General features: G+C 52.3%; 16 protein-coding genes. 11 read left to right on the top strand and 5 right to left on the bottom strand.

Annotated features, from left to right (window positions below):
• Positions 1-160: 160 nt before the first annotated feature.
• The 5 genes from slyA to ACF8PK_RS11575 all read left to right on the top strand — a co-directional run bounded on the left by slyA (position 161) and on the right by ACF8PK_RS11575 (position 5,249).
• On the top strand, positions 161-631 hold the full coding sequence (slyA, locus tag ACF8PK_RS11595) for a transcriptional regulator SlyA (protein ID WP_004727511.1): 471 nt from the start codon (positions 161-163) through the stop codon (positions 629-631).
• Positions 632-651: 20 nt separating this feature from the next.
• Positions 652-1,710, top strand: coding sequence for an HlyD family secretion protein (locus ACF8PK_RS11590; RefSeq protein WP_004727510.1), 1,059 nt, complete (start codon positions 652-654; stop codon positions 1,708-1,710).
• Positions 1,711-1,722: 12 nt separating this feature from the next.
• The gene (locus ACF8PK_RS11585) at positions 1,723-2,766 is read left to right on the top strand and encodes a DUF2955 domain-containing protein (RefSeq protein ID WP_038151833.1); all 1,044 of its coding nucleotides are present in this window, start codon (positions 1,723-1,725) and stop codon (positions 2,764-2,766) included.
• Positions 2,767-2,881: 115 nt separating this feature from the next.
• Positions 2,882-4,195: an alpha/beta fold hydrolase gene (locus ACF8PK_RS11580; protein WP_392441407.1), complete on the top strand. Its 1,314-nt coding sequence runs from the start codon at positions 2,882-2,884 to the stop codon at positions 4,193-4,195.
• Positions 4,196-4,355: 160 nt separating this feature from the next.
• A complete protein-coding gene (locus ACF8PK_RS11575; RefSeq protein ID WP_238810006.1) occupies positions 4,356-5,249 on the top strand; it encodes a DMT family transporter in 894 nt (297 codons plus the stop codon).
• Positions 5,250-5,368: 119 nt separating this feature from the next.
• Here the strand turns inward: ACF8PK_RS11575 and ACF8PK_RS11570 are convergent, their stop codons facing one another.
• Positions 5,369-6,259 (bottom strand): helix-turn-helix domain-containing protein, encoded by an 891-nt coding sequence (locus tag ACF8PK_RS11570; RefSeq protein ID WP_392441403.1) that lies wholly within the window; start codon positions 6,257-6,259, stop codon positions 5,369-5,371.
• A gap of 735 nt (positions 6,260-6,994) precedes the next feature.
• Between ACF8PK_RS11570 and ACF8PK_RS11565 the strand changes: the two genes are divergently transcribed.
• Positions 6,995-8,293 carry a dicarboxylate/amino acid:cation symporter gene (locus tag ACF8PK_RS11565; protein WP_004727504.1) on the top strand — a complete coding sequence of 433 codons (1,299 nt, stop codon included), beginning with the start codon at positions 6,995-6,997 and terminating at the stop codon, positions 8,291-8,293.
• A 136-nt stretch (positions 8,294-8,429) separates the two neighbouring features.
• A complete protein-coding gene (gene nhaD / locus ACF8PK_RS11560; protein ID WP_392441399.1) occupies positions 8,430-9,872 on the top strand; it encodes a sodium:proton antiporter NhaD in 1,443 nt (480 codons plus the stop codon).
• Positions 9,873-9,880: 8 nt separating this feature from the next.
• On the opposite strand, the gene ACF8PK_RS11555 is transcribed toward nhaD, so the two are convergent.
• From ACF8PK_RS11555 to ACF8PK_RS11545, 3 genes are read right to left on the bottom strand one after another with little or no spacing between them, the layout of a single operon-like run.
• A complete protein-coding gene (locus ACF8PK_RS11555; protein WP_392441396.1) occupies positions 9,881-10,273 on the bottom strand; it encodes a hypothetical protein in 393 nt (130 codons plus the stop codon).
• A 23-nt stretch (positions 10,274-10,296) separates the two neighbouring features.
• Positions 10,297-10,770 carry a methylated-DNA--[protein]-cysteine S-methyltransferase gene (locus tag ACF8PK_RS11550; RefSeq protein ID WP_004727501.1) on the bottom strand — a complete coding sequence of 158 codons (474 nt, stop codon included), beginning with the start codon at positions 10,768-10,770 and terminating at the stop codon, positions 10,297-10,299.
• 1 nt (position 10,771) lies between these two features.
• Entirely contained in the window at positions 10,772-12,136 is a 1,365-nt protein-coding gene (locus ACF8PK_RS11545) for a DNA-3-methyladenine glycosylase 2 family protein (RefSeq protein WP_143679703.1), read from the bottom strand.
• Positions 12,137-12,410: 274 nt separating this feature from the next.
• Between ACF8PK_RS11545 and ACF8PK_RS11540 the strand changes: the two genes are divergently transcribed.
• From ACF8PK_RS11540 to ACF8PK_RS11530, 3 genes are all read left to right on the top strand, one after another.
• Positions 12,411-12,848 (top strand): DoxX family protein, encoded by a 438-nt coding sequence (locus tag ACF8PK_RS11540; RefSeq protein WP_392441392.1) that lies wholly within the window; start codon positions 12,411-12,413, stop codon positions 12,846-12,848.
• 475 nt (positions 12,849-13,323) lie between these two features.
• Entirely contained in the window at positions 13,324-14,562 is a 1,239-nt protein-coding gene (gene codB / locus ACF8PK_RS11535; protein WP_392441389.1) for a cytosine permease, read from the top strand.
• Between the two features lie 9 nt (positions 14,563-14,571).
• Positions 14,572-15,849 (top strand): cytosine deaminase, encoded by a 1,278-nt coding sequence (locus ACF8PK_RS11530; protein WP_392441387.1) that lies wholly within the window; start codon positions 14,572-14,574, stop codon positions 15,847-15,849.
• A 95-nt stretch (positions 15,850-15,944) separates the two neighbouring features.
• Here ACF8PK_RS11530 and ACF8PK_RS11525 read toward each other — a convergent pair whose 3' ends face one another.
• Positions 15,945-16,832, bottom strand: a complete 888-nt coding sequence (locus ACF8PK_RS11525) for a LysR family transcriptional regulator (protein ID WP_004727496.1) — start codon at positions 16,830-16,832, stop codon at positions 15,945-15,947.
• 150 nt (positions 16,833-16,982) lie between these two features.
• Here ACF8PK_RS11525 and ACF8PK_RS11520 point away from each other — a divergent pair, with 150 nt between their 5' ends.
• The gene (locus tag ACF8PK_RS11520; protein WP_038151827.1) at positions 16,983-17,342 is read left to right on the top strand and encodes a DUF413 domain-containing protein; all 360 of its coding nucleotides are present in this window, start codon (positions 16,983-16,985) and stop codon (positions 17,340-17,342) included.
• Positions 17,343-17,414: the final 72 nt, after the last annotated feature.

Here is a 17,414-nt window from a genome sequence, read left to right as displayed (position 1 = left end):
CCAAGCCTTAGCCACGCGCTCCTGCGTGGCTTTTTTTTGTGCGCTTATCAGCGGCTTTCTCATCAAATTAGAAATTTTACTGTGATTTGTATCACATTGCATTTACTTAGCGTGCTAACTAATCTATATTACTTAGCACGCTAAGTATTTAGGACGCATTATGATTCAAGACATCAACAGCCTTTACGAGTTAACGCTGGCCGAAAAACTCGCCCGTGTATCGCGTTTGTGGAAGATGGTGGCTGATCGCGAGCTGGCGCCTTTGGGCCTCACGCACCCTCGCTGGACAGCCCTATGGAAGCTACAACGCCTCGGCGACAATATCAGTCAGAAGCACCTTGCTGAAGCGCTGGAGATCGAATTGGCCTCATTAATGCGCACGCTCAACCAACTCGAAGAGCAATCCCTGATCACACGACACTGCTGCAGCAGCGATAAACGCGCACGCATTGTCAGTTTGACCGAGCAAGGCCGTTCCATGATCAAGCTCATGGAGACGCGTATTCTTCAGGTTCGTCGCCAATTGCTGAGCCACATCAACGATGAAGAGCTGCTCAAGCTGGGTCAAGTCCTTGAACAGATTGCCAACAACGCCCTCGAATCACTTAGTGATAAGTCAGATAACCTTTAATCGAAGAGAAATAATCCCCCATGACACCCGATCAGAAATTCGCACGCTGGATCAAATATTCCAGCTTCGTGTTTGTCTTCGTCTTTGCTTATTTTCTCGTGGCCGACCTTGCGATGCCGCTCACGCCGCAAGCCATGGCGACCCGCGTGGTCACCAAAGTCTCACCACGCGTTAGCGGACAGATTTCAGAAATTTACGTCAACAACAACCAAGCGGTTCATAAAGGTGACGTGCTGTTTCAAATCGATCCTGCGCCTTACCAGCTCGCGGTCGAACAAGCACAACTCAATTTAGAACGCACCATGCAGAGCAACGATCAACTCGATGCATCGATTGTGGCTGCGCAAGCAGACGTGACCGCTGCGGTGATTGTGTCGGACCAGAAAACACGCGAATACAACCGTTTAAATACCCTATTTCATCGCAACGGCACCTCGCAACAGCTGCGCGATGATGCGCAAAGTGCGGCAACGGCAGCGAAAGCCAATTTGGCGGCGGCGCGCGCCCGTTTGAAAGAGCTGCAAGTCAGCCGCGGCAATACCGACAGTTCAAACGTCAGCATTCGCGTAGCACAAAACCAGTTGGACCAAGCCACGCTCAACCTCTCTTACACCAAAGTGATGGCTGAAAATGATGGCGTGGTGACCAACCTGCAACTAGAAGCAGGCACCTATGCGGCGGCAGGCAGCCCGCTAATCGCGTTGGTGGATAACCAAGTCGACGTGATTGCCGATTTCCGTGAGAAAAGTTTGCGCCACCTCAACACCGAAAGTGACGCGCTGATTGCGTTTGACAGCAAACCGGGCCAAGTGTTTGAAGCTCGCGTGAGCAGCGTGGATGCAGGGGTCAGTTCGGGTCAGTTCGATGCCAACGGCTTGCTGGCCTCACCCACCTCTTCTACACGTTGGGTGCGCGACGCACAGCGCATGCGTCTGCATTTGGCGTTGAGCGATGAGCAGCTGCAAAAACTGCCTGCGGGCGCACGTGCTACCGTGCAACTGCTGCCAGAAAACAGCGTGTTTAAACTGCTGGCGAAACTTCAGATTCGCTTTCTGAGTGCGCTGCACTACATCTACTAAGCAGGGGGTGGCATGAAATTATGGGACCATCCTATGTCGGACAACGATCTCCGACAATGTCTGCGGATTGCCACCGGCGCCACACTGGGGTTCACCTTCAATAAATTGATGGGGTGGAACTACGGTGTGTTTTATACCGTGACACCGATGCTGCTGTTGGGCATGGTGCCCGTCATGAGCGCCCACGCCGCGCGTCAACTGCTGGCTGCGGCGGTCGTGTGTGGCTTGGAAGTGGGGATTCTAGGTGGGCTTTTTGGCTCGCATCCCGGCATGATGACGCTCATCGCCTTCTTTCTGTTTCTGTATAAATTTGCCTGCATGTCAAAGGGCAGCCTGTTTCTGTTTGGCGCCAACAGCGTCATCAGTCTCAGTATCATGCTGCACTTTGCCAGTTATCCGACCACGGATCTCAACGAGCTGATTTTTGGTAATTTTTACGCCAACATTCTTTCGGTGATGATCGCGTATCTGATGACGTTTTTGATTCCTGATACTGAACCGCGCCAACCGCCGCCACGTCCGGCGACGCCAAAACAGTCGCATCGCATGCGCCATGAAGCCCTGATGGGCGCGAGCATCACCACGCTGTCGTTTGTGGTGTTTCAGGTGTTCGATTTGAGCGATTCGCTGTCGGCGCAAGCCACCACTATTTTGCTGTTGTTCCCGATGCATTGGAACGGCGCGATGGGGTACGCACGCAAGCGCGGCATGGGCACCATTCTTGGTGTGACCTTTGGATTGGCAGGGCAATTGCTGCTCTACGATTGGTCGGACTTACTGCTGTTTGTGGTGCCGTTGTTGTGGTTGGGATCGATGTTGTTCAGCTACATGCACGTCAAAGAATCGAGCGGTTCAGGTGCCGGTTTTGGTGGCTTAACCACGTTGGGAATATTGTTTGGTCAGTACCTCAGCCCCGGCGGCGACTTGGTATACAGCGCTTTGTATCGCGTCAGTAGCATCTTCTTTGCCATCGTGGTCACGCTGATGATCACCTATTTGATCCACCGCATTCTCAACAGCTTTGAATCAACTCGTTTCGGGCCGATTGAAGGCTAAGCAACACCCCCATGATGCTCTGCGGCAATAATTGCAGAGCGTCATATCTCCCTCCTTCGCCTTGTGCTATCGTCTGCCTCACTCACACAATGACTCACAAGGAAATCAGTCAGTCATGATGCATTCCCAGCAAAGCTTCGTTGAAGCGGGCGTTCGTTACACGCCGTACACCTTCTCTGTGCCGTTGAATTATCAGCAACCGAATGGCGACACTCTCACCGTCTTTGCCCGCGCCATCACGGCCGCTGATGGCCACGATGAGCACAAGCCTTGGTTGGTTTATTTTCAAGGCGGACCCGGCTTTCCGGCGCCACGAGCCAGCGCCAGTAGCGGCTGGATGAAACGCGCGCTGCAACAGTTTCGCGTTCTGCTGCTAGACCAACGCGGCACCGGCCAAAGCAGTGTGATCACCCACCACACACTGGCGGATAAAACACCGCAACAACAAGCCGAGTACCTGAGTCATTTTCGCGCCGATAACATCGTGCGTGATGCCGAATTCATTCGTCAGCAATGGGGGATTGATCGCTGGGCAATCCTCGGGCAAAGCTTTGGCGGCTTCTGTTCACTCACCTATTTATCTCTGTTTCCAAACAGCTTGCTGCGTAGTTACATCACCGGCGGCGTGCCATCGCTGTCGCGTCATCCCGACGATGTCTACCGCGCCACCTTCCAGCGCACGCTGGACAAAAACGCTGCGTTCTTTCGCCAATTTCCCCACGCGCAAGCGATGTGTCAGCGCATTGCCGATCACTTACTGGCAAACGATGTTCGCCTACCAAACGGTCAGCGTTTTACCGTCGAGCAGTTCCAGCAAATCGGTATTCATTTCGGCATGAGCGATGCGTTTTTGCCAACCTACTTTACGCTGGAAAACGCCTTGATTGAGGTCGAGGGCAAAGAAACGCTGCGCTACGAATTTTTGCAACACATGATGATGGACCAAGGGTTTCAAACCAATCCGATTTACGCCATTTTGCACGAAGCGATCTACTGTCAGGGCTTTGCGTCGCAATGGTCGGCCCATCGCATGCGGGATGCGTTTCCGGAGTTTCACTACCAACCGGGGCAAACGTTCCTGTTTACAGGCGAGATGGTGTTCCCGTGGATGTTCGATCAATATACGCAGTTGCGGCCGTTAAACGATGCGGCGCATTTACTGGCCGAAAAAGACGATTGGCACGCGCTGTACGATGCCAAGGTACTGGCACAAAACAGCGTGCCGGTGAGCTGCGCGGTCTATGCCGACGACATGTTTGTTGAGATGGACATCAGCCGTGAAACCCTCCGACACATCCCCAACAGCCAAGCATGGATCACCAACCAATATGAACACAACGGCCTACGCGTCGACGGGGAACACATTCTGGATACGTTGATCGCCATGGGCGAACAGACAGCGGCGAACTTAGGCCAGCCGTTGCTATAACGCGTTCTGTTCGTCTTTGCCTCTCACCGCAGGCTTCGGCCTGCGGTGAGAGGCAACATCGGCTCAAACTAGCCATTTCCGGCACTGTTATCTTTTTAGCCATTGACCTACATTGGCCCCTGCTTCACAGTAGCGTTTCCAGACACAACAAGGATTCGTCATGCCTGTCGCCAGCTTTTTACAACTGCTTGGATTGGCCGCCATTTGGGGTGGCTCATTTCTCTTTTTACGCCTCGCTGCGCACAGCTTTGGCCCAGCATATTTAATTGAAGCGCGCGTCGGATTTGCCGCGCTGAGTCTGCTGCTGATTGGCATCTATTTAAAAAAATCGCTGCCGTTTCGTCAGCACTGGCGCCACTTTATGATACTTGGCCTGTTTAACAGCGCGCTCCCCTTTCTGCTCTTTGCTTATGCAGCGCAGGTGCTCAACGTTTCAACCTTATCGATTTTGAACTCCACCGCGCCGATTTGGGGCGCAGTGATTGGCTATGTGTGGCACAAAACGCCGCTCAGCCCAAAGGCCATCATCGGCTTGTTGGTTGGCGTACTTGGCGTGTCGGTGATTGTCGGGCTGGATCGTTCGCTCATGGGCGCAGAAACCGCCTTACCAATGGTCGCTGCCACGCTGGCTGCCTTTAGCTATGGCATTGCGACCAACTACACCAAAAACGCGCCGTCGATCTCATCATTTGACAACGCACACGGCAGCATGTGGGCGGCGGCGTTGTGGGTGCTTCCCCTACTTCCCTTGATGCCCATGCGCGCGGTGCCGAGCGGGGTCGAAATGCTCTCCGTGGTGGCACTCGGCATCTTGTGTACGGGGTTGGCTTATCTGCTCTATTTCCGTTTGGTCAAAGACATCGGCCCATCGCCCACGCTATCCGTCACTTTTTTAATTCCGGGATTTGGCATTTTGTGGGGGTACTTAGTGTTGGGTGAAACCATCGGACTCAATACGCTGTTGGGCACCGCACTAGTCTTGCTTGGCACCATGATGGTCACAGGCTTTTCCCCGTTGGCCCTGCTGCGCGCACGCCAGCCCGCCGCGTCATAACCAACGACGCCAGTCCTATCCATAAAACCGTCAGTCCTTTCCATAAAGCAGTCCGCTCTATCCGAAAAGCAGTCCGCTCTATCCAAAAAAATAATGCGAGACAAAAAAGACAACGGGGCCTAACGGTCCCGTTTGATGAGGTTGAGCTGTTTGAACCGCTGACGAAACTGACGCGGCGTCATCTGCTTATATTTGAGAAACAAGCGGTTAAAGTTGGCCTGATTGGTAAACCCCGCCTGCTCAGCCACCAGCGACACCGGAAAGTCGGTACGAATCAATAACGAGCACGCTTTACCAATGCGTACTTGCGTGATGTAGCGGTTGACACTTTGCCCCATCAACCGCTTAAAAAAGCGAATCAAGGTGCTTTCGCTCATCGCCACATCTTGCGCCAATTCAGGCAGAAATAGTGGCTCGGTGTAGTGGGCGTGAATGCGCTCCAACAGCTGAGACAACACACGCTGATCGCGTCCGTGCGTTTCCGCCAAGCGCATCCCGCCTTCCACACCCAACGTTTGTGGCGTGTCACATTCTGTAAGCGAAGCCAGCACACTGAGTAAAAGCGTGGAGCGTCGTGTGGGCGACGCGTTGTCCAATTGCTCAAACATCGGCAGCAGCGACAAAGCGAACGACGTGGGAAAGGCAACGCCATGGCGCGCCTGCTGAAACAAAGCATCGAGCGGGGCAAATTCAGGGAACGACCGCAGCAGGTTATCCACCCACGCTTGGTCGAACCACAACACGTAGACCTTTTGCGGCAGCGTGGGATCCAAGTGCCATTGCGATTGCCAAGTATGGGGAATGTTGGGGCCGACTAAGGTTAAATCGCCATGCTCATATTTGCTGATATTGTCGCCAATGTAGCGTTCACCGGCACTGTTGAGGGTCAGCGTCAGTTCATACTCAGGATGGAAGTGCCACCCAAACGGAATGGTATCGAGTTCGCGAATCAGCAATCGCCACGAACTGTCATCCCGATATTCCACTTTTTCAAACTGGGCACGCATCATTTTTCCACCAACGCCAATCGACCACGACCGTCGTGCTCTGCAATACAATCGTTTCCTGTCATACAATCGTGTCCTGCAATACAATCGTGTCCTGCAATAGAGCAGTCGTGTTCGACAATATCACCGTTTTCTACAATTCTGACGTCATCAAGACTTCATATTGACGGAATAGTATTATTTTTTGCCAAAATTGCATCACCCATTTGGCGGCAAATTGCCAAACTGTGATCAGGCGAAATCGTGTATGCTCCTGATATTTCACCCCCACCCCCGAAATTCCATGCACGATTTCGCTTTCATCGTATCCCTTTCCTCGCATGCCTCTCATCCACGTCGCGATCGGTCGTTCTGATGTACGTGAAGGCATATCCAAACCATTCACCCCATCAATACCAGAAAATACGCAAGTGCAATCTTATGCACAAAAAGGCAGAAACTCGACTAAATATGCGCCTAATTTTTGGGAAGTAAAGGGGAAAAAACCTCGAATTATCAATGCATGAGAATCGTGAACATTGTTGCATCGCTAACGCTATATGTTACAAATTCACGAACAACTGAATTAAATCACTATTAATTTGTTATTTTTTGGTTAAAAACACCCAACAAATAGTGAGCAAGATCACACCAATGAATAGGTATTGTGAATTTACTTTTTTATTTTGGATGACGCCTGCTAACCTGCCGCTCGCTTTGAAATGATGTCGAAGTGCATAAATATAAGGAGTGTTCAAGATGAATACCAAGAAACCGATGTCGCTCACCAGCCGCGTAATTTTAGGCATGGTAGCCGGTATCTTGACAGGGTTTGCACTGCGCACCCTGTTTGCGGACAACGGATTTGTGGACGCATATATCGTTAATGGATTATTCGAAGTCGGCGGCAAGATCTTCATTGCCAGCCTGAAAATGCTTGTTGTCCCACTGGTGTTTGTATCTCTGGTGTGCGGTACAAGTTCACTGAAAGACCTTTCTACACTGGGCCGCATGGGCGGTAAAACACTTGCGTTTTACATCACCACCACCGCGATTGCGATCACGCTGGCACTGACCATGGGCACCATTTTCCAACCGGGTGCCGGAGCCGATCTCACAGCAGCCACCGGGTTTACATCTGCAGAAGCCCCTTCGCTGGGTAAAGTGCTGATCGACATGTTCCCGACCAACCCAATCAATGCCATGGCAGAAGGTAAAACCCTGCAGGTGATTGTATTTGCGGTACTGTTTGGGATTGCAATCAGCGCAGCCGGGAAACCGGGCGAGCGCATCGCGGCCGTGTTCAATGATCTCAACGACGTGATCATGAAGCTGGTTGCCATGCTGATGCATGTGGCGCCATACGGCGTATTCTTCCTGATGGCGAAACTGTTCACCGGCCTGGGTCTGAGCGCAATTTTGAATCTGGCAGAGTACTTTGTGGTGCTGGCGGCAACGCTGCTGATCCACGGATTGGTTACGTACAGCGTGATGCTGAAGAGCTTTGCGGGCCTGAGCCCAATCACCTTCTTCCGTAAAATGGAAGATGCGATCATGTTTGCGTTCTCAACCGCCTCATCCAACGCCACCATTCCGGTGACCATGGAAACGGCGAAAAACCGTTTTGGTGTCGACAACAAAGTGGCGTCATTCACCATCCCGCTGGGCGCGACCGTCAACATGGACGGCACCGCAATCATGCAAGGTGTGGCGACCGCGTTTATCGCCCAAGCATTTAACATCGACCTGTCGATGGGGGACTACCTGACCGTGATCCTGACCGCGACACTGGCGTCAATTGGGACGGCAGGTGTTCCGGGTGTTGGCTTGGTGATGCTGGCGATGGTACTGAACCAAGTGGGTCTGCCACTGGAAGGGATCGCGCTCATCATGGGGGTTGACCGTCTGCTGGATATGATTCGTACTGCGGTCAACATCACGGGTGACAGTTGTGTGACGTGTATTGTGGCCAAGTCGGAAAATGCGCTGGATGAAGCCCGTTTTAACGACCCAATGGCTGGCGCGAAAGAAGAAGAAGTACATCTGAAACGTGCCTAACACGACCGTGTTGACAAACCCCGGCTTGCCGGGGTTTTTTATTATCTGGCATTCCGTCAGATTCGATACACCTCACACCTAACGGGCGAAATTGGTTCTAAAATTTGTGTAATTTCCGTCAGTTGGAGCGCAGATTATGAAGCGAGTTTGGCTAGGCCTGATCCTTTGTTTGTCCCTGTTTTCCTCGTTCTGTTTTGCCTCGACTGCGCCGCAATCGCCCTTACCCCTCACGCAATCGGTCATCGGCTACCTCGCGTTGCTGCTGTTTGGCCTCGCCTACACCTTGGTGATGCTCGAAGAGTACCTCCAACTGAGAAAATCCAAACCCGTGCTACTGGCGGCGGGGCTGATCTGGGCCATGATTGGCTACGTGTACCAACAACACGGTATGGCCGACATCGCCCGCGAGGCGCTGGAATACAACCTGTTGGAATATGCCGAACTGCTGCTATTTTTGCTGGTCGCGATGACCTACATCAGCGCGCTGGAAGAACGGCGCTTGTTTGATGCCCTGCAAGCGTGGATGATTGGCAAAGGCTTCAATTTTCGCTCGCTGTTTTGGATCACTGGCCTGCTGGCGTTTTTCATCTCCCCCATCGCCGATAACTTGACCACCGCGCTGTTGATGTGTGCGGTGGTGATGAAAGTCGGCGGCAAACACAGCCGCTTTGTGAATTTAGCGTGTATCAACATCGTGATTGCCGCCAACGCCGGGGGCGCATTCAGCCCGTTTGGCGACATCACCACGTTGATGGTCTGGCAGGCCGGTCACGTCTCGTTTATGCAGTTTATGGACTTGTTCCTCCCCGCCGTCGCCAATTACCTCGTACCGGCGCTGGTGATGTCGCTGTTTCTGCCCACCGAACAACCGGATGTCATGCATGAACATGTCGAGCTCAAACGCGGCGCGCGGCGCATTGTGTTGCTGTTTGTACTCACTATTCTCACGGCGGTCAGTTTCCACGCCTTGTTCCACTTTCCCCCGGTCATGGGCATGATGATGGGCCTCGCTTACCTGCAATTTTTTGGCTATTTCCTGCGTAAAACATTGGCCCGTTCTTTGGCGAAGAAAACCGCACTGGCCATCGCCAACCATGATGAAGCGGCGTTGCGGCGCATCGGCTCCGTCGTGCCTTTCGACGTCTTTCGCCGCATATCCCATGCAGAATGGGACACGTTGCTCTTCTTTTACGGGGTGGTGATGTGTGTGGGCGGCTTGAGTTTACTCGGTTATTTGGGGCTGATTTCGCAGGTGATGTACGCGCAGTGGGATCCGATGTGGGCCAACATCATGGTCGGCATTCTCTCTTCCATTGTCGATAATATTCCGGTGATGTTTGCTGTCTTAACCATGGAACCATCGATGTCGATTGGGAACTGGTTATTGGTGACACTCACCGCGGGGGTTGGTGGCAGCTTGTTGTCGATTGGTTCGGCGGCAGGTGTGGCGTTGATGGGCGCCTCTCATGGCAAATACACCTTCTTTGGTCATTTGAAATGGACGCCCGTGATCCTACTGGGGTATGTGGTGAGTATCGCCATTCATCTGTCCCTGAATCAGGCATTGTTTGCCTCGTAAACCGGGGATTAAGGCGACGCCATGGCCGCATTTTGTGGCGTGGCATTTTGGCGCACCCACACATTGCTGAGATGAAGACGGGCGCAGGCGCTGCACGTGAGCACCTCGCCCCCGCCATGAATGCGCATCACCAAATCATCACGTTTCTCGCGTGAGCTTTGACGCACACGAATATTTAATAAGCTCTCTTCGACCTGAAAGGTGTGCTGCCACTGCGGCTCATCCCCCTGTTGATGAATCGAGACGCGTCCTTCCTTAAATACCAACAGCTGTTGGTCGTACTGATTATCGTACGTTCCTTCAAAGGCTAAGGTTTCTCTGTTAGCCAAACGCTCCAAATCTTCCTGACTGCAACCGGACACCGTCGCGGCGACCGCCAGACAAAGGAGGGGAGCGTGCAAACATTGGATCGACATATTCTGAATTATCTTTCTCGTTCAAGTGCCAGTAAGCGGGCTTTGCGTTCAACGCCCCCCGCATACCCGGTGAGTTTGCCGTTTTTACCGATCACGCGATGACACGGCACGATGATCGACAGCGGATTTTTGCCATTGGCCAACCCCACCGCCCGTACCGCTTTAGGATTGCCAATCGCTTCGGCAAGTTGCAGGTAGCTCCAGGTTTCACCGTAAGGAATGGTGCGCAGCGCTTGCCATACTGAGCACTGAAACGCCGTTCCCGTCGCGGCCAGCGGCAGATCAAATGTGTGGCGCTGCCCGGCGAAATATTCGGCTAACTGATTGATCGCCATGACAAGTATAGGACAATTTTCATTGTATTGACCCAACTCATTTGGCAAGGTGGTTTCCGTTTCAAACCACGCGCCCAACAGGCCCTTCGCATTGGCTTGTAACGTCATTTGGCCCAGCGGGCTGTCGAAGTAGGTAAACTGATTCATGTTATTGGTCCCAACAATGGAATGTGGCGTAACTGCCCCAAGGCGATACGCGTTCAGGCGTGAGCTGTGGAAAGGTCGCCAGCGCCTTCTTCACCACCAAATCGGTGTGTAAAAAACAGTTGCTGTCGGACACCCCGCGCAAGCGGGCATAGTTGACCGTCCAAGGCCCGACGCCTTTGAGCGCCAGCCACTCCTCCAGCGGCGCATCGGGGTGTTGCGTCAAAAACACCGCAAAGCGATGCAGGGTTTCTTTGCGGCTTTGCGGCATGCGCAGAAAGCTTAAATCGGCCGCTGCCACCTGTTGCGGTGTCGGAAAATACCACGGCTGCGCAACGCCTTCGTTGAGGGTGGCCACCAGCAAGTTCAATTGACCGATGGCAGCTTTGATCGACACTTGTTGGCCTAAAATTGCGCGCACGCCCGCTTCCCATGCATTCCACACGCCGGGAATCCGAATGCCAGAATGCGTGACCAGCCCCGGCGCCGCTTGTTCTAACTGCGCTTCAATGCCCACGATGTCGGCATCCAGATCAAACACACGGCGCAGTTGGCTCACCAAATGGCGCAGCGCTGTGAGTTCGGCCAATTCAAATTCAACTTCCAGCTGTGAGTCCGACGCCAGCGTAGCTTTAAACCAGCCGGCACAGCCATTCATCATCACATGGCGTTGATAACTGGTGTCGTCCACCTGTTCAATGCCAGCCACCGCCCGCAGGCGATAAAATGCCAACATGTGCGCCCAATCAAACGGGCCACGATAGGCCAGCAATAAGCGGTTTTGCGCCGTCACCGATGCCGCTTGGCGACGCACTTGGCTTGGCGTGAGCTGCAGCACTTTTTGAAATGCATCATTGAAACGTCGCGTACTGTTAAAGCCACACGCAAACCCAATGTCGGTGATCGTCATATGACTGGTGTGTAGCAATTGTTTGGCAAACATTAATTGATGGTATTGCGCGTACTGCTTTGGCGACATGCCCAAATGCGTTTGAAATAGCTGGCGCAAATACCGATCGCTGATGCCCAATCGTTCTGCCAGCTCACTCAAACGTTGGCCTTGCAGCTCACCGTTATCAATCAACTTCACGGCGCGCAAAAAAGTGGTTTCCACGCCTTTCCAAGCCCACGAGCTTGGCGCGCTATCGGGGCGGCAACGCAAGCACGGGCGATAGCCCGCTTGCAACGCCTGCGCTTGATTAATGAAGTATTCGACATTCTCTTCTTTCGGAAGATTGGCCGGGCAAATCGGGCGACAGAAAATCCCCGTGGTTTTGACCGCCACGTAAAAACGACCATCAAATCGGGGGTCGCGGCTCATTCTTGCGCGCTGGCATTCCTGCGAAGTGAGTGCAAATTCAGTGTCCATCACGGTCTTCCTTTCAACGGTTACGCACAGTGTACGACGTCACCAACAGAACACTAGCCATTTTCGGAACTCAATGATGGAACGCCGATGGACACCCTGCGCAATCGCGAACCGAAAGACGCAATAAAGTTCACAGAAACTCATTCAAAATTTTTGAACAAGAATGTCGAGCAGCAGGCGTTATCTAATTTATCAAACTCACCTACACTTTCTCCATCGGCACAAAACAATGCACGACACTTATTTCAGAATATCGAACGTTGAGGAACCCTATATGAACGCACTATTGAAAAAACTCATGAGCACTGACGCAGGCTACGCACCACTGGCACTCCGTATTCCAATCGGCATCACTTTCATGGCGCATGGCGCACAAAAACTTTTTGGTTGGTTTGGCGGCTACGGTCTGGAAAGTACAGGTCAATGGATGGCTTCCATCGGTATTGAACCGGGCGTCCTGATGGCATTCCTTGCCGGTAGCGGTGAGTTCTTCGGCGGTCTGTTCCTTCTGATCGGCCTACTGACTCGCCCAGCAGCGGTGGTGACTGCGTTTACCATGATTGTTGCCATTCTGAGCGTCCACATCGGTAACGGTCTGTTCATGGCAAACAACGGCTACGAATTTGGCCTTGCGCTACTGGCAGCCAGCGTTTCCCTAGCAATTTCAGGCGCAGGCAAAGCGAGCATCGACTCAGCAATCAGCGGCAAATAACTGTCGAAGACAGGAAAAAGGGCGAGATCATCTCGCCCTTTTTTTGTGCTTACGCCATATCGTACGCGGCCTGTTTTCGTATCATCATCCCATCATTGAGCATTCTCGCCATCGCGCGGGAGTGATCATCCTTTCGATTTTCGGTTCGTGTTGATGTATCAGCACGACCTATTCAGCGATTTAAACGTCATCTTCCCGACCGACCAAACTGTTGTTCATTTAAAAAACGATTCACTATGTGAATATGATTCCCACCATCAAATATCACTGACGACATCGAAAGCAACCGACATAATCATTAATGAGAGCAATCGTTTGCCATCGTTTATTTACTTGAATTAATGAACCGTATTTAAATCGTGAATCATGTTGACGAATCATTTGACTCATCGGGGATTGTGTACCTATGATGCGCCGTTTTGCCTAAATTTGGTGAAATAGAATTCAACCCATGAATAAGGAGGATATTCAAACTATGGCGACAGATCATGATTTCGGATTGGGGCCTGTCCCCCAAACGGCCAGAAAAGGCGTGATATCGTTAACGATGGTGATGCTGGGGTTAACCTTTTTTTCCGCCAGCATGTGGACCGGCGGGGCGCTTGGCACCGGACTGACATTCAATGACTTTTTTCTTGCAGTACTCATCGGCAATCTTATCCTCGGTATTTACACCTCCTTTCTTGGTTACATCGGCGCTTCCACTGGCCTCTCCACCCACCTCCTCGCGCGATTCTCTTTTGGCTTAAAAGGTTCTTGGTTTCCTTCCGCATTATTGGGAGGCACGCAAGTCGGCTGGTTTGGTGTCGGCGTCGCGATGTTTACGCTACCGGTGCAAAAAGCCACCGGCATTGACACCAACGTATTGATCATTGCCTCCGGCCTACTGATGACGATTACCGTTTACTTTGGTATTTCAGCGCTGATGATCCTGTCAGCACTGGCCGTACCAGCCATCGCCATTTTAGGGGGCTATTCGGTCTTTGATGCCGTGAGTAGTGTGGGTGGCATTGCCCAACTACAAGCGCAACAACCGGCTCAACCGATGGATTTCCACATCGCACTGACCATGGTTGTGGGCTCGTTCATTAGCGCAGGGACGCTCACCGCTGACTTTGTTCGCTTTGGCAAAAAGCCATCCGCCGCCGTATTGGTCACCATGATCGCCTTTTTCGTCGGCAACTCTTTGATGTTTATCTTTGGTGCCGCAGGTTCATCGGTGACCGGTCAGTCGGACATTTCAGAGGTCATGATGGCGCAAGGATTGTTGATTCCAGCAATTATCGTGTTGGGTCTAAACATCTGGACAACCAACGATAACGCGTTGTACGCCTCCGGTTTAGGGTTTTCCAACATCACCGGGTTGCCTAGCAAATACATCTCGATGGTGAATGGGGTCATCGGTACTTTATGTGCGCTGTGGCTGTATAATAATTTCGTCGGTTGGTTAACCTTTCTTTCGTTGGCGATTCCACCGATTGGTGGTGTGCTGATTACCGATTTTCTGGTCAACCGGAAACGCTATCGCGATTTTCACCATGCAGAGTTTCAAACCATCAACTGGGCGGCCATTATTGCAGTCGCAATCGGGATTGCAGCTGGTCACTTTATGCCAGGGATTGTGTCCGTTAATGCCGTTCTCGGCGGCGCGCTCAGTTACTTCATTATCAATCCCCTTGTGAACAAGAACATACGACAAACTCAAGCGGTGTAAGGACATCACATGACAACTCTACTCGTTAAAAACGCCCGTCTTGAGGGCGAATCACAGCTTAAACAGATTTTGATTGAATCCGGTCGTTTTGCCCGTATCGATGATGCAAGCGCCTCGATTGAACATCACGGCACAACGATAGACGCCCAAGGTGGTTTGGTCGTGCCCCCCTTTTGTGAACCGCACATTCACCTCGACACCACGCAAACGGCGGGTGAACCAGCGTGGAACTTGTCAGGCACTCTGTTTGAAGGCATCGAACGCTGGGCTGAACGTAAAGCCCTACTGTCGGTAGAAGATGTCAAAGCACGCGCGATTCAAACCCTGAAATGGCAGATTGCCAATGGCGTGCAGCATGTGCGCACTCATGTAGACGTCTCCGACCCAACCCTGACCGCACTTAAAGCGATGCTGGAGGTGCGCGACACCATGAAGCCTTGGGTCGACATTCAAATCGTCGCATTTCCGCAAGAAGGTATTCTCTCGTACCCCAATGGCAAAGCGCTGCTTGAAGAAGCGGTCAAATTGGGCGCGGATGTGATTGGTGCCATTCCGCACTTTGAATTCACCCGCGAGTATGGCGTGGAATCGCTGCACTATATTTTTGAACTGGCTCAAAAATACGACCGCCTGATTGACGTGCACTGCGACGAAATCGACGATGAGCAGTCCCGCTTTGTCGAAACTGTAGCGGCACTGGCGCTGAAATATGACATGGGCGAAAAAGTAACCGCCAGCCACACCACAGCGATGGGTTCTTACAACGGCGCGTATGCATCACGCCTATTTCGTTTGCTGCGCATGTCGGGGATTAACTTTGTCGCCAACCCGCTGGTCAACATTCATCTTCAAGGTCGGTTTGATGATTACCCGAAACGCCGTGGCGTGACCCGCGTGAAAGAGATGCTGAATGCGGGCATTAACGTCTGTTTTGGCCACGATGACGTGTTTGATCCGTGGTACCCACTCGGCACAGCCAACATGTTGCAAGTGCTGCACATGGGGCTGCACGTGTGTCAGGTGATGGGCTATGAGCAAATCAATGACTCATTAAAGCTGATTGGCCGCCATTCCGCGCGCACGCTGCATCGTCAAGACCAATATGGCATTGAGGTCGGCAAACCGGGCAACTTGTTGGTACTGCCCGCTGAGAACGGATTTGACGCCGTGCGTCGCCAAGTCGCTGTGCGCTATTCTGTACGTGGCGGCAAGGTGATTGCCGAAACACAACCGGCAACCACCGAGATCCATCTCGACCGCAGCGAACTGGTCGATTTTCGACGCTGATTGGCGTCACCGTTGAATGGTCGATGACGCAATGCGTCCGACGGTTAAGCACAAAAAAGGCGAGCTTCAGCTCGCCTTTTTCTGCAATTGAGCCCTTAAGAGCCCAGTTCTCCGGCGCGTTGCAAACTGTAAGCCGTCAGTGGATCAATGCTTTTCACCAACTTCTCCACCTGCATGATCGCGTCGATCGACGAGCTGTTCTTACGGTAGCTAAGGTAGATCGGGCGATACCAATCTTCGATGTCGTCCACGCGATGCAACTGACCAGAATTGAGGAACGGTTCCACCACCGATGCCGGCAAGTACGCACTGCCGCCTTTTTCCAGAATGAAATCCAGCGCAATACGCGCGGTAGACGTACGTAGGAATGGCGCCGGTGCTTTCGGGTGACGGTCGGCATGCTCTGACGCAAAACGCGCGCCCCAGTCAACGTAGACATATTGGTGTTCAAAGGCCGTCTCAGCGGTATCAGGACGGGTCGATACCAGCACCAAAACCAAGTCTGCGACTTTCTTACACTGCAACTCTTCTGCTTTGATTTGGTCTAGCGCAAACGCCATATCCAGCGTGCGCTCCAGCAGGCAACGGCTGAGCTGCTCGCGCCCCATCACTTCGGCCATAAACCCATAACCGCTGAACGCGTCGGTCACGACACTCAAACAGTTCTGCAAATAGGCATCCCAAATGTTCGGTGTGCCACCTAAAGTCAATTGCAGTGCTTTACCACTTTCCAGCGACAATTCAAATTTGGCCTGTTGCAACGTCGCCACCATGACTTCGGCATAGCTCACCAAACGCTCGCCAGCGGAGGTCAATTTGATGTTATTTCGATCACGCGTGAACAACTGAGCATCGAAATAGCTTTCGAGCTGTTTAATGCGTGCGCTGACGGCGGCCTGAGTGAGGTACAGATTCTCTGCTGCCCGCCCAAAATGGCGAACTTTTGCCAGTTCAAGAAAAGTGCGAAAGACTTTGACGTCCATATTGAATCCTCTGATATTCCTCGTGAAGATTAACAAGGAAGTACAATAATGACGATAAAAAATTTTTGTTTTTCTTTTCGAGATTTTACGCCTAACTTTCGCCGTGAACCACGGCTGCGTAGTGGTAGCATATATTCACACGAGGTAGACATGTCTGAGACAGTATTTCGTCAAGGAAAAAAACGATTTTTCGACACTAAAAAATTCCCACGAGGCTTTGCGAAGTCTGGTGATTTCACACTTGCAGAAGAAGATACTCTATCGCTGTACGGTGAGACTCTGGTTGGCCTTGAGACCGGAGCGTTACAGCCTGAGAACGCGGAAGAACAACACTTTATGGACGTGTTGGTCAACCCAGATCTCGCTCAAAGCAAGATCGAGCGCGTTTGGATGAAGTATGTTCGTCTGTCGCGCGGTCGCAAGCGCTTCCATACATTGAACGGTCGTAACAAGCCCGACGCGGCAGACGACTATACCGATGACGAGCCAAGCCTGACCGAAGAAGACTAATTGTACCCGGCGTTGCCCGTTCAGCGCCGCCTACTTCAACGACGAGAATAGCCGTCTTCTTATAGGGTCCCG

Origin of the sequence: Vibrio sp. CJQ_6, from assembly GCF_043106745.1 — a bacterium.
In the GTDB taxonomy this organism is placed as follows: Bacteria; Pseudomonadota; Gammaproteobacteria; order Enterobacterales; family Vibrionaceae; genus Vibrio; species Vibrio furnissii.
The sequence above is the reverse complement of the archived record's forward strand: the minus strand, read 5'-3'. Positions and strand labels throughout refer to the sequence as shown.

What these genes read in the sequence shown, in the direction of transcription:
- slyA (WP_004727511.1), top strand. Translation starts at nt 161, where the DNA reads ATGATTCAAGACATCAACAGCCTTTACGAGTTAACGCTGGCCGAAAAA.
- ACF8PK_RS11590 (WP_004727510.1), top strand. Translation starts at nt 652, where the DNA reads ATGACACCCGATCAGAAATTCGCACGCTGGATCAAATATTCCAGCTTC.
- ACF8PK_RS11585 (WP_038151833.1), top strand. Translation starts at nt 1,723, where the DNA reads ATGAAATTATGGGACCATCCTATGTCGGACAACGATCTCCGACAATGT.
- ACF8PK_RS11580 (WP_392441407.1), top strand. Translation starts at nt 2,882, where the DNA reads ATGATGCATTCCCAGCAAAGCTTCGTTGAAGCGGGCGTTCGTTACACG.
- ACF8PK_RS11575 (WP_238810006.1), top strand. Translation starts at nt 4,356, where the DNA reads ATGCCTGTCGCCAGCTTTTTACAACTGCTTGGATTGGCCGCCATTTGG.
- ACF8PK_RS11570 (WP_392441403.1), bottom strand. Translation starts at nt 6,259, where the DNA reads ATGATGCGTGCCCAGTTTGAAAAAGTGGAATATCGGGATGACAGTTCG.
- ACF8PK_RS11565 (WP_004727504.1), top strand. Translation starts at nt 6,995, where the DNA reads ATGAATACCAAGAAACCGATGTCGCTCACCAGCCGCGTAATTTTAGGC.
- nhaD (WP_392441399.1), top strand. Translation starts at nt 8,430, where the DNA reads ATGAAGCGAGTTTGGCTAGGCCTGATCCTTTGTTTGTCCCTGTTTTCC.
- ACF8PK_RS11550 (WP_004727501.1), bottom strand. Translation starts at nt 10,770, where the DNA reads ATGAATCAGTTTACCTACTTCGACAGCCCGCTGGGCCAAATGACGTTA.
- ACF8PK_RS11545 (WP_143679703.1), bottom strand. Translation starts at nt 12,136, where the DNA reads ATGGACACTGAATTTGCACTCACTTCGCAGGAATGCCAGCGCGCAAGA.
- ACF8PK_RS11540 (WP_392441392.1), top strand. Translation starts at nt 12,411, where the DNA reads ATGAACGCACTATTGAAAAAACTCATGAGCACTGACGCAGGCTACGCA.
- codB (WP_392441389.1), top strand. Translation starts at nt 13,324, where the DNA reads ATGGCGACAGATCATGATTTCGGATTGGGGCCTGTCCCCCAAACGGCC.
- ACF8PK_RS11530 (WP_392441387.1), top strand. Translation starts at nt 14,572, where the DNA reads ATGACAACTCTACTCGTTAAAAACGCCCGTCTTGAGGGCGAATCACAG.
- ACF8PK_RS11525 (WP_004727496.1), bottom strand. Translation starts at nt 16,832, where the DNA reads ATGGACGTCAAAGTCTTTCGCACTTTTCTTGAACTGGCAAAAGTTCGC.
- ACF8PK_RS11520 (WP_038151827.1), top strand. Translation starts at nt 16,983, where the DNA reads ATGTCTGAGACAGTATTTCGTCAAGGAAAAAAACGATTTTTCGACACT.